General features: G+C 45.9%; 10 protein-coding genes. All 10 read right to left on the bottom strand.

The annotated features are described in order from the left end of the window. Positions 1-61 precede the first annotated feature (61 nt). Positions 62-2,683: an ABC transporter permease gene (locus tag ACPEGP_RS08995; RefSeq protein WP_423813187.1), complete on the bottom strand. Its 2,622-nt coding sequence runs from the start codon at positions 2,681-2,683 to the stop codon at positions 62-64. Next, positions 2,661-3,359 carry an ABC transporter ATP-binding protein gene (locus ACPEGP_RS08990; RefSeq protein WP_423813186.1) on the bottom strand — a complete coding sequence of 233 codons (699 nt, stop codon included), beginning with the start codon at positions 3,357-3,359 and terminating at the stop codon, positions 2,661-2,663. Before ACPEGP_RS08990 ends, ACPEGP_RS08995 begins: the two co-directional genes overlap by 23 nt. Next, entirely contained in the window at positions 3,356-4,186 is an 831-nt protein-coding gene (locus ACPEGP_RS08985) for an arylesterase (protein WP_423813185.1), read from the bottom strand. The genes ACPEGP_RS08990 and ACPEGP_RS08985 overlap by 4 nt, the downstream gene beginning before the upstream one ends. A 111-nt stretch (positions 4,187-4,297) precedes the next feature. After that, positions 4,298-5,575, bottom strand: coding sequence for a CynX/NimT family MFS transporter (locus tag ACPEGP_RS08980; RefSeq protein WP_423813184.1), 1,278 nt, complete (start codon positions 5,573-5,575; stop codon positions 4,298-4,300). A 374-nt stretch (positions 5,576-5,949) separates the two neighbouring features. Continuing rightward, the gene (gene nqrM, locus ACPEGP_RS08975; RefSeq protein ID WP_068404374.1) at positions 5,950-6,195 is read right to left on the bottom strand and encodes a (Na+)-NQR maturation NqrM; all 246 of its coding nucleotides are present in this window, start codon (positions 6,193-6,195) and stop codon (positions 5,950-5,952) included. A gap of 121 nt (positions 6,196-6,316) precedes the next feature. After that, complete coding sequence (locus ACPEGP_RS08970; RefSeq protein ID WP_423813183.1) at positions 6,317-7,447, bottom strand: FAD:protein FMN transferase; 1,131 nt, start codon at positions 7,445-7,447, stop codon at positions 6,317-6,319. Between the two features lie 179 nt (positions 7,448-7,626). Then, the gene (locus tag ACPEGP_RS08965; protein WP_423813182.1) at positions 7,627-8,427 is read right to left on the bottom strand and encodes an SDR family NAD(P)-dependent oxidoreductase; all 801 of its coding nucleotides are present in this window, start codon (positions 8,425-8,427) and stop codon (positions 7,627-7,629) included. Positions 8,428-8,567: 140 nt separating this feature from the next. Next, positions 8,568-9,803, bottom strand: a complete 1,236-nt coding sequence (gene nqrF, locus ACPEGP_RS08960) for an NADH:ubiquinone reductase (Na(+)-transporting) subunit F (RefSeq protein WP_144297945.1) — start codon at positions 9,801-9,803, stop codon at positions 8,568-8,570. 120 nt (positions 9,804-9,923) lie between these two features. Further along, positions 9,924-10,532, bottom strand: a complete 609-nt coding sequence (nqrE, locus tag ACPEGP_RS08955) for an NADH:ubiquinone reductase (Na(+)-transporting) subunit E (protein ID WP_068404382.1) — start codon at positions 10,530-10,532, stop codon at positions 9,924-9,926. Continuing rightward, positions 10,532-11,203 (bottom strand): NADH:ubiquinone reductase (Na(+)-transporting) subunit D, encoded by a 672-nt coding sequence (locus ACPEGP_RS08950; RefSeq protein ID WP_068404384.1) that lies wholly within the window; start codon positions 11,201-11,203, stop codon positions 10,532-10,534. The genes nqrE and ACPEGP_RS08950 overlap by 1 nt, the downstream gene beginning before the upstream one ends.

The following is an 11,203-nucleotide window of genomic DNA, read 5'->3' as shown; positions in this document are numbered from 1 at the left end:
TAGATGTTAGTAAATACATGATATTAGGGCTAACTCTGGTAATAGCAGGATTAGCTGTAAATTAAATCATCGCCCGAACCCGCGCCATAATCCCGCGTCCAATCACCAACCTCACATAAATAATGGCAATGGCAAACAGCAATACGACTAATGCCACACCGCCCATACCCAAACTTGTCCACGGCACACTAAAGCGCAGATTAAACCATTGGGTAATAGCAGCCCATGCACCGATATTAGCGATAATGACTGCAAATAAGGCGGCACTAATGCCAAGTATGCCAAGCTCTAAGATATTGAGCATATATAAATCGCGCTTTTGCATTCCAAGCAGCCTAAATGAGGCGCTATCCTTCATTCGGTCTTGTGAGGTGGACAGTAGCGAGCTAATCAAAACCATGATACCCGTCAGTAATGCCAGTAAGGTGAAGACGTAAACCAAACGGCTCATTTGCACGACCAACTCTTGGACTTGCTCGGCGATTGCCGTGCCGTCGATGGTCGTTACCGCAGGAAACTCACGTACTAACTGACCTTGGAGTTTTGGAATATCCTCTGCTGCGACGTGGGCGGTGGCAAATTGGATTTGCGGCGCAGCTGCTAACACTTCAGGCTCAAATAAAAAGTAAAAATAAGGACTGGGTCCTTTCTCATAGCGCGAGCGGATACTGGTGATTTGCCCGACAATCTCAATTCCTTGGATATTAAAGCGCACCTGATCACCCATGCCAACATTTAGCAAGCTGGCAGCAGTATCCAAAATCGATAATGGCGCAACGGTTTGTGCTGGGTCGTTAGCAGTAGTTTTAATAGGGGCATAAAGTTTATCGTTTTTTACAGCATCAGTGATGAATTCAGTGTCCATCACCGTATCAGCATAGCTTAAATTAAAGACGCGCGTCGGGTCATCGAAGCCGTCAGTAGGTTCGATATCTTGAACAGGAACATCATTAGCCGTGACGACACGCGCACGAATGACAGGATAATAGCTCACAGGCGCAGCAATGATATTATTAATCGCATCATGCTGGTCGCTTTGAATATCGAGTAAAAATAAATTGGGCGCATCTTCAGGATAGGCATTAATAAACTGGGCATTGATACTATGATTGAGCGTGGTAATCAAAGTTAAAACCGCCACTGACAGCGATAAAGTGACAAAAAATAATGCTGACTGATTGCCTTTACGGGCAAGGTTATGGATAGCAATACGCTGCATCCAGCTGATATTAGAATGCTTGGCAAACTTAGTCAGCAGCCATAACCAACCGCGAGCCAATAGCCAAAATATCGCTACGAAGGCAGTTAAGCCTATTAACAGCTGCGCACCTAGTAACAGAGAATTGACTTCATAAGCGAAAAACACATAGAGACCAACTAGCATCAATCCATACCAAAGTAACGGCAGACTCCGATACCAAGGCAGATTTTGCGAGTTTGTGCTTGCACCTTGATTAAGCAAAGTCGCAGGCTTGGTGCTACTTAACGTGCTTAAACCACGCTGAGCGATAAGCAAGGTCAGCACTAGCGCGATAATAATGGTTTTAATGGCGCTAATTGGGTTAATAGCTAAACCAACATCCGCTGGCAAGATAGCAATCAGATACGGCTGGCCGACTTTAAGTAAGCCAAAACTCACGATAACCGCGGCCACACAGGCGATGATAGTAGTAACAATCAATAGCTGATAGTAGCTGCGTTTTAAGGATTTAAGCGGCTCACCTAATGCCAAGCGAATGGCATTACTAGACTGCTGCTTGGTCACAAAAGCGGTAATGACACCGTACATCGCAACGGCTGATAATAACAATACGGCAATGACGAGTAGCTTTAAAAACATTAAAACGTTGTCAGAGATACGCGAGACAGAGGTATCTGCTGACTTGGCATCAGAGAGCTCAATATCAGGATAATTATTGAGTATTTGCGTCAGCTTATCTCGCTGCACGGCCATTAATTCAGGCGCGCCGGCCAACTCAATACGATAGTTAATACGGCTACGCTGTCCTAATAAATTGGTCGCCGCGAGCGCATCCTGATGCATCAAAACCCGCCCACCAAAACCAAAGGCAGTCAGTGGACGGTCAGGCTCTTTGGTCAGCACGTCGCTAATAATAAACTCAGCATCACCAATAGTGATTTGGTCACCGACACTGGCGTTTAAGCTGTTTAGTACTTCAGGCGCGACGACGACATTAGCAGCGCTTAATTGCTGCCATAATGGTTGCCCCGAAGCAAGCTCGGCTTCTCCATATAATGGATAAGCTGGCGAAACCGCTTTAACGCTGGCAAGTAAAGTTTGCTCATCGGTCACCACCATCGCACTAAACTGATAGTCATAAACGATTTGCGTATCAGCGACCGTCTCTACTTGTGCTAATATCTCGCTTGGCCAATCTTGCTTACTGTTTAAAATCAAATCGCCGCCAACGAGCGCGCGCTGATTATCATTGATATAAGTATCAACCGATTGCTGGATAGAATCTAAAGTCAGGTAAGTGGCAAGCGAAAGAACTAGCGTGATTAAGAATAAGACGGGGTATATCCAGCGCTGCCACCAGCTACGACTTAAGGCTTGCGAGCCCAAGTTTTTTGAAATTAATAGACGATTAAATAGTTGGCTTATGATGCCACGCGAATCATTCGACTCATTATCCATGTTATCCATTGATTTTTGATCCATCTATCATACCGTCATGCATGGTAATGACACGATCTGCCATCTCCGCTAGTGCGGCATCGTGGGTGACGACCACCAATGCCGAGCCAACTTGCTGGCGTAAATCTAATAACAGCTGCATCACTTGCTTGGCATTTTGTTCATCTAAGTTACCGGTTGGTTCATCGGCAAAGACGATTTTTGGCTGCGTTACCAACGCACGGGCAACTGCTGTTCGTTGCTGTTCTCCACCTGATAATTGGTTAGGTAAGCTATCACGCCGATGCCCTAAATCAACCGCTGCAATCAATTCATTGACGCGTGCTTTATTCGGACGGCGGGCTATATCAAGCGGAAAGGCAATATTTTCAGCAACAGTTAATGTCGGTAATAGATGAAACGATTGAAAGACAAATCCCATCTCACGTTGGCGAATGACCGCCAGCGTATCTTCATTAAGGCTGCTTAAGGTTTGTCCCGCTAACTCAACCGAGCCACTATCAGGATAATCTAACGCTGCCAGTAATCCGAGCAAAGTCGATTTGCCCGAGCCGGATTTACCCATGATGACCACAAACTCGCCCGCATCGACATGGATATCGACGTCTTTAATGATGGATAATGATTGCTCACCGACTTGAACGGTTTTATTCAGCTTGGAGGCAGTAAGTAGCGCTTTGTTATTGGCTGTAGCGGTCATTGGCTAGTCTCAGTAGGCATGCTAGGTTTTGTTACCGTATCGGTATGGGCTGCTTCTAGCTTTTCGATTTCAGGTTGCAGAATTGGCAAAATATTGTCGTTGACGATAATAGTATAGCCCTCGCGGGTTGGATGAATGGCATCGGCTTGGTTTAATTCTGCATCACCGCCCACACCGTCTAAAAAGAATGGAATCAGCGTCACATTCATATCTTTCGCCACCCTTGGGTATATCGCAGCAAACGACTCTACATAGTCAGCGCCAAGATTGTCATAAATCTGCATACCACCCAAAATGACTTCGCTACCGCCATCTTGAAGGCGTTTAATAGCGGTACGAATATTGGCTTCGACCGTTGCCACATCGATACCACGGATGGCATCATTGGCACCGATGGTCAAAATGGTAATATCAGGTTTGGTTTGCAATACCCAGTCCAGTCGATTGACCAATCCAGTACTGGTTTCACCGCTTAATCCTGAATTGATTACTTTAACATCCTTGTAGCCCATTTCTTTTAAGCGAGCTTCTAGCTGCGCAGGATAATTGGCATCATTGTCAACGCCAAGCCCTTCAGTTAACGAATCACCCAATGCCAAGATGGTTAAAGGTGCTTGCTGCTCAGCTGAATTCGTTGACTCATTAGATTGCGTAGATTCTGGTGTTTGAGGTTCAGCCATTGCCGTATTGACGGCTGGGTTGTTATTTTGAGTATTGTCAGCGGTATTGGCGTCAGGCTGCTGTTGACAACCGCTAATAGCGATTGCGAGGCTCAAGGCGGCGACCGTAAGCAAACGCTGCGGTAGGCGAGAGGGTATGTTTATCATGATTCTGCTGTCCTAAATACAATAAAGTCAGTCTAGCAGAATCAGGTAAGCTGCAATATGGTACAAAAGTTAATTGATTGACGCCGAAGGTTAATTGATTGAAGATAAAAATTAAATCTTTTTACCATCAACCATTAGCGGGCGGCTAACCAGCCAAGCAAACCCCACGTTGATAATCATCAATACCAGCATAATGAATAACGGTAAATCCCAGTTGTTCGTTGCTTCGTGCAACCAACCGGTGCCAAGTGGACCAAAAAACGCAATCAGATAACCAATGGCTTGCGCCATGCCGGACAGCTCGCTTGCTTGATTGGCGGTATAAGTACGCATCGAAAACAGCATCATACTTAAAGTGAAAATCGCCGAGCAGCCCATGCCCATTAGTCCTGACCATAGCCAAGCATAATCGGCAGACAGATAAGTGAGACCCAAGACGCCGAGCACGTTTAGTGACGCAGCAAAGATGGCCAGCGCTTGTATAGGACGGCCGCGGTTGACGAGCCACGTTAAGCTTAAAATAGCGACCGGTGCCATAAATTGAAAGACGGAAGCCATTTGCCCCGCGCTCACCGCTGACAACCCTTTACTTAGCCATATCGACGGTAAGAAACTGGCAACGGTATAAAAAAGCAAGGACTGTAAGCCCATAAATACCGCAATTTGCCAAGCAAACGGCGTGCGCCACATCGAAATGTGCGATGGCGCTTTCTCGCCTGCCGCAAGCGGTTTGATGGGCTGATGATTTGATGAACCCAAACGCAGCCGTAGCACTACCCAAATGATTAAGGCAAACAAGCCTAAAATCGACCAGCCACCCAGCGCCCATTGCCAGCCAAATTGCTCAGATAACGGCAAAACCACGCCTGCGACAATCCCTGCCGAGACGGTCATGGTAAGACTAAATAAACCAGTAATCAGTGGAATATGGTTCGGTGTGCGCTGCTTAATAACCGGAGCAGCAAGGGTATTGGCAAAACCAATTGCCAATGTCAGTAATAAGGTGCCGCTTAAAAAGCCTATCCAAGTCGGAATGACGCTACGAATAACCATACCTGCGGTTAATAACGCAATCATCGCAATCAAGGTATTTTCAAGCCCAAAACGCTTCCCAATCGTAGGCGAAATAAAAGCCCCAAGCGCAAAGGTCAGCATCGGCACCGCACCAAGCCAACCAATTTGGGTTTCGGAGATATCAAGCGCCCCTTGTACCACCGGTGCAATAGAACCCAGCGCCACAATTGGCGCGCGCATATTGGACGCCAATAAAACCATAGCACATAGCACGAGCCAAAAAATAAAGCGCGATGAGGGCAGCTTTAGGTTTGCTGGCGCATCTGGTTGAGACTGGGACGGTATATCAGATTGCAAATTAGGAGAGGTAGACATAGCAGCACGACTATTAAAATAAAAAAAGGACACGTCATTTATAAGCACTGACGCAGCAGCACTTATAAATAACCCCAAAGCCCGTCGATAAGACGGCGCTCAAGACCACATATTAGAATATAGAGTATAAAAACACTTGCAGAAAGCAAGTCATATGAACTTGCTACCCCATTTATCAGGGTAAACTTAGTATATGAATCGTGAAGTTTTGGCTTTGCTGATAGCGCTTATGATAAAAAGACTTTTATATAAACGCTAAAGCAAAAATAGCGTCAGTCACTGTTAACTTGCAAGGTTAATTGCACAGGACTTGACGCTATTATAAGAATAGAGGGCGGCTAAATACTACCAACGTATGGTAACAAATAGCAGGTTTATACCGACTTGCCTAATTGCGCAGCCTTTAGCGCGGTTTCTTGCTGCTGGTCAACCAGCGATTCGCATTTATTGGGGTCGTTACCACAAAATGAGCAAAACTCATCACCCATCAATTTTGCTACGCCGCCGCACGAGCCTCTAAGCGGCTTTTTTTTGACCATATAACCGATGCCCATAAAGATAAAAAACAGCATAAAGACGGTAAAGGTAACAGCAAGCATGGGAAGCAATTGGTTAAGCATAGAGATAACCTCTCGTTTAAAATATGGAGCAGCCATCTAAGCAATGACTTACTTATAGTATAGCAAAAATTTGCCTCGCCCGTTTGTGCTTAGCAGGTTATTACAGTCTAGATGTTTGATATTAAGACTTTTTATCGGCGCGCAAGGTTTTCATCGCCGGCGTTTCGACCACTTGCCAATCATCAACGCTATCGGTCGCCGTGTCTGCTGCAACACCTTTTGCCAAAATCACAAATAAAGCTGCGATATTGTGCTCTTTCGCCGTAGCCAGCGCTTTTTCATAAGGCATGGCGGTCAAGGCCGTTGCCCACGCATCCGCCAGCGCCACCGTTTCTGCAGCGACCGTTACTGATGGCGCGCCACCTACGATTGGCTCACCTGTGGTTGGGTCAATGGTATGGCTATAGTGCTTACCATCGAAAACGACGGAATTGCGATAGTTGCCAGAAGTAGCAAGCGCCATGCTAGCGCCATTATTAATCGGTTGGCGAATCACTGCCATCGCTTGCCGAGTACTTACCGTACTGCCCTCAATGGGTGCATCAATAGCAATTTGCCACGGCTGCTGCTGCGCGCTGACGCCCGAGGTCGCCACTTCGCCGCCAATCTCAACCATATAGTTGCGAATTTGATAAGTGTTCTTAAGCACATCAGCAATGACGTCGACGCCATAACCTTTAGCCACCGCCGAAAAATCAAGGCCAACGCCGTCTTTGGTTTTATAAATGTTGTCATCTTTTTGAATGACACTGTCAAAATCGACTAAGGCTTTCGCTTGCGCAATCTCAAGCGCGCTTGGCGGACTTTGTAAGCGCTCAACCGTCATGGTACTGCCAAAGCCCCAAGTTTCTATCAAAGGCATTACCGTTGGGTCAAAAGCGCCGCCCGATAGCTCATAAACTTGCCTTGAGGCTTGCAACACATGGCTAAAATCGGCGTCGATAGCAATCGGCGTATCTTTGCCTAATTGGTTAAATTTAGAAATAGTAGAGTCGGCTTGATAGGTCGACATGCTGTCGTTTATATCTTGCAAGCGCTTATCGATTGCTGCTTGTATGGCAGCTTCATCAGCGCCTTTGGGTAATTGATAACTGATGTGGTAGCTGGTGCCCATGGTCTCGCCGCTAAGATTGTCGTAATCAGGCTTTTGCTGGCAGGCGCTAAGCATGAGTACAGAGCTGATAGCAATGATGGTTAAAGAGGCGGGTTTTAGGGGTTTGTTAGGAGTAAGAAAGGTGGTTAAATTTGTCATATAAGTCATCATAGCTTGATAAAGCAAAGGGGTGAATGGGGCGATAGTTTGCAAGTAATGAACTAAGCAAGCTAAGCGTCGCCTATTTTACACCCCTTGTTACCGATAAGGCGAATTTACGACTAACGTACGACTTGAATAACTACGACTCGAGAAGATACGATTGAACCTGCCTGTTTTTATTTAACCTGTGACTCACGAATAAGCTTATACAGCTTTGGCGGCGATAAACGATTGACTTTAGTGGCAAGTTTTTCTTTATTGCCAGCAATGATGATATATTCTTCACCCTTAGTTAGGGCTTTGACGACTTGCTTGGCAAAGGCGGTCGCAGTAAGACCTTTATTGGTGGCGTCATCCATCGTCCCTTGCGCACTACCATCACCGGTTAAAGCATTGATAGAAATATTGGTTTGAATAAACCCTGGAAATATAGTCGCCACCTCGATACCTTCGTCGTGCAATTCTGCACGCAAGCTGTTTGCCCACATATGAATTGCGGCTTTGGCAGCACCATACGCGCCGCGATATTGGGTACCAAGCAAACCTGCCACACTCGATACCATAACCACTTTGCCGCCGCCTTGCGCAAGCATATCGGGTAATACCAGTCTGGTCAGCCGCGTTTGCGCGAAATAATCTATCTCCATCAGCTTACGCTCAACTTCCTCGGTCGTTTCCATAATAAGCGCGCGTTGACTGATACCTGCATTATTAATCAACCAATCCACTTTTTCAGTTTTAGCCTTGATTGTTTCATAGGCTTCTTTTGCTTGCGCGGCATCGGCGATATCAAAGGGAACGACGATATGCTTTTTGCTGTTTTTGCAGCGATTTTTGACTGTCTCTAATTTAGCTTTATCACGGCCACTTAAAATAATGCTGGCACCACGTTTGGCAAAGGCAATTGATAATGCTTCGCCGATACCGCTAGACGCGCCGGTAATCCAAATGGTCAAATCTTTCGCTTTGGTTTTCATAAGAATCCTTTCTGATTGAAAATGGTTTATTTAGCGCATAAAAAAAGAGCCTCCATTGAGACTCTTAATTTATCATATATTTTTAGCTTAACGATACTTGTTGAATAAATAGGTGTTATCAACCGATTTAAATAACTCGCTTAACCACCAAAATCATCAAGCATGATGTTTTCATCTTCCACGCCCAAGCTGTGTAGCATGTCGATTACTGCCGCGTTCATCATCGGTGGCCCGCACATGTAGTATTCACAGTCTTCTGGGTTTGGATGGTCTTTAAGATAGTTTTCAAGCAGCACGTTATGGATAAAGCCGGTTGGACCTTCCCAATTGTCTTCAGGGAGAGGGTCAGACAAGGCCACATGCCACTCAAAGTTATCAAACTCTTCTTCTAGCTGATCATAATCTTCAACGTAGAACATCTCACGAATCGAGCGCGCGCCATACCAAAAGCTAATCTTACGCTTGGTATCTAAGCGTTTAAGCTGATCGAAAATGTGCGAGCGCATCGGTGCCATACCCGCACCACCACCGACGAAAATCATTTCAGCTTCGGTGTCTTTGGCAAAAAACTCACCATAAGGACCAGAAACCGTCACTTTATCGCCAGGGACGAGGCTAAATACCCAAGAGGACATTTTGCCCGGTGGTATACCGTCAGGGCCGCGAGGCGGTGGACTGGCGATACGGATATTAAACTTAATAATGCCTTTCTCGTCTGGATAGTTGGCCATTGAGTAAGCACGAATAACTGGCTCATCAACTTTTGACACATATTTGAAAATGTCGAACTTTTCCCAATCTTCGCGGTATTCTTCGTCAATCACAAAGTCTTTATAATGCACTTCATGCGGCGGCGCTTCTAACTGTACATAACCACCCGCACGGAAATTGACTTCCTCGCCTTCTGGAATTTTAAGCACCAATTCTTTAATAAAGGTGGCAACGTTATCGTTCGAGACAACTTCACATTCCCATTTCTGTACATCAAAAAACTCAGGGTCAATCTCAATTTTCATGTCTTGCTTTACCGCAACCTGACAGGCAAGACGCATGTGGTTACGGATTTCGCCTTGGGTAAAATACCCAGTTTCGGTGGGCAGGATAGAGCCGCCCCCTTCGATAACGCGGCAACGACACTGCGCACAGGTACCACCGCCACCACAGGCCGAAGATAAGAAAATACCTTCGCTTGCCAATGTTTGTAGCAGTTTTCCGCCCGCGGGTGTCACGACGTCATTATCGGGATTATCATTGATATGGATAGTAACATCGCCTGAACTGACCAATCTTGAGCGCGCCGCCAAAATAATGGCAACAAGACCCATGATGATCACGGTAAACATAGCAACGCCACCAATCGCCGTAGCGTAATCCATGGTAGGTATCCTTAATCTATGGAGTAGGGGAGCGAAAAAACGTCTTTGCGTTTTTTGAACCCCTACCGAATAAATGAATTAAATAGGTCAAAGTGCTAAATAGGGTTTAAGCTTAGCGGTTTAAATTGACATACCGCCGAAAGACATAAAGCCAAGTGACATCAGACCAACCGTGATAAAGGTAATACCAAGACCACGCAGCGGCGCTGGAATGTCTGAGTATTTTAGCTTTTCACGGATACCCGCCAAGGCGGTAATCGCCAATGCCCAACCAAAACCTGCGCCGACGCCGTATACCATCGATTCGCCAAAGTTATAATCACGCTCAACCATAAACAGTACGCCACCTAAAATGGCGCAGTTAACGGTAATCAGTGGCAAAAACACCCCAAGGGCGTTATACAGACTCGGGACGAACTTATCCAAGAACATCTCTAAAATCTGTACCACAGCGGCGATCAAACCAATATAACTGAGTAGGCCCAAAAAGCTTAAGTCGATATCAGGGAAACCTGCCCATGCCAGCGCACCATTTTTTAAGATGAACTGAAACAAAAGGTTATTTAGCGGTACGGTAATCGCCATCACGACGACCACAGCGACTCCAAGACCAATCGCGGTGGAGACCTTTTTTGATACCGCCAAAAAGGTACACATGCCTAAGAAGTAGGCCAGCGCCATATTCTCGATAAAGACCGAGGTTATAAATAAACTGACATAGTGTCCCATTAGTGACCGCCTCCTTGTGCCATGCCTTTAGATTGCGGCTTCATTACAAATTCAGCTTCTTCGACCTGTTCAGGTTTCCAAGTACGGATAATCACAATGAACAGAGCGATAATAAAGAACGCTGACGGTGGCAATAGTAATAGACCATTTGGTACGTACCAACCACCATCGTTAGCAGTTTGCAAAATGGTAATACCGAACCAACTGCCTGCGCCCAAAATCTCACGCACGCTCGCGACAAATAGCAGTACCGCCGAGTAACCAAGACCGTTACCAATACCGTCTAAAAAGCTTGGTACTGGTGGATTGCTCATGGCAAATGCTTCGGCACGGCCCATCACGATACAGTTGGTGATAATCAAACCAACGAATACCGACAAACCTTTACTGACGTCATAAGCGACCGCTTTTAAAATCTGGTCAACCACAATAACCAATGACGCAATAATCGTCATCTGCACAATAATACGAATGCTTGATGGGATTTGCTTACGGATAATAGAGATAAAAAAGCTTGAGAATGCCGTGACCAAGGTCAACGCCACACTCATTACCAGCGCATTCGCCACACTGGTAGTAACCGCCAACGCCGAACAAATACCTAAGATTTGCAGGGCAATCGGGTTATTATCAAAAATAGGCGAGGTTAAAATCGTTTTTGTATCAGCCAT

The organism is Psychrobacter sp. 219-2-C (assembly GCF_049560815.1).
Taxonomy (GTDB): Bacteria; Pseudomonadota; Gammaproteobacteria; order Pseudomonadales; family Moraxellaceae; genus Psychrobacter; species Psychrobacter faecalis.
This window is presented reverse-complemented; position numbering and strand designations above follow the sequence as displayed.

What these genes read in the sequence shown, in the direction of transcription:
- ACPEGP_RS08995 (WP_423813187.1), bottom strand. Translation starts at nt 2,683, where the DNA reads ATGGATCAAAAATCAATGGATAACATGGATAATGAGTCGAATGATTCG.
- ACPEGP_RS08990 (WP_423813186.1), bottom strand. Translation starts at nt 3,359, where the DNA reads ATGACCGCTACAGCCAATAACAAAGCGCTACTTACTGCCTCCAAGCTG.
- ACPEGP_RS08985 (WP_423813185.1), bottom strand. Translation starts at nt 4,186, where the DNA reads ATGATAAACATACCCTCTCGCCTACCGCAGCGTTTGCTTACGGTCGCC.
- ACPEGP_RS08980 (WP_423813184.1), bottom strand. Translation starts at nt 5,575, where the DNA reads ATGTCTACCTCTCCTAATTTGCAATCTGATATACCGTCCCAGTCTCAA.
- nqrM (WP_068404374.1), bottom strand. Translation starts at nt 6,195, where the DNA reads ATGCTTAACCAATTGCTTCCCATGCTTGCTGTTACCTTTACCGTCTTT.
- ACPEGP_RS08970 (WP_423813183.1), bottom strand. Translation starts at nt 7,447, where the DNA reads ATGACAAATTTAACCACCTTTCTTACTCCTAACAAACCCCTAAAACCC.
- ACPEGP_RS08965 (WP_423813182.1), bottom strand. Translation starts at nt 8,427, where the DNA reads ATGAAAACCAAAGCGAAAGATTTGACCATTTGGATTACCGGCGCGTCT.
- nqrF (WP_144297945.1), bottom strand. Translation starts at nt 9,803, where the DNA reads ATGGATTACGCTACGGCGATTGGTGGCGTTGCTATGTTTACCGTGATC.
- nqrE (WP_068404382.1), bottom strand. Translation starts at nt 10,532, where the DNA reads ATGGGACACTATGTCAGTTTATTTATAACCTCGGTCTTTATCGAGAAT.
- ACPEGP_RS08950 (WP_068404384.1), bottom strand. Translation starts at nt 11,203, where the DNA reads ATGGCTGATACAAAAACGATTTTAACCTCGCCTATTTTTGATAATAAC.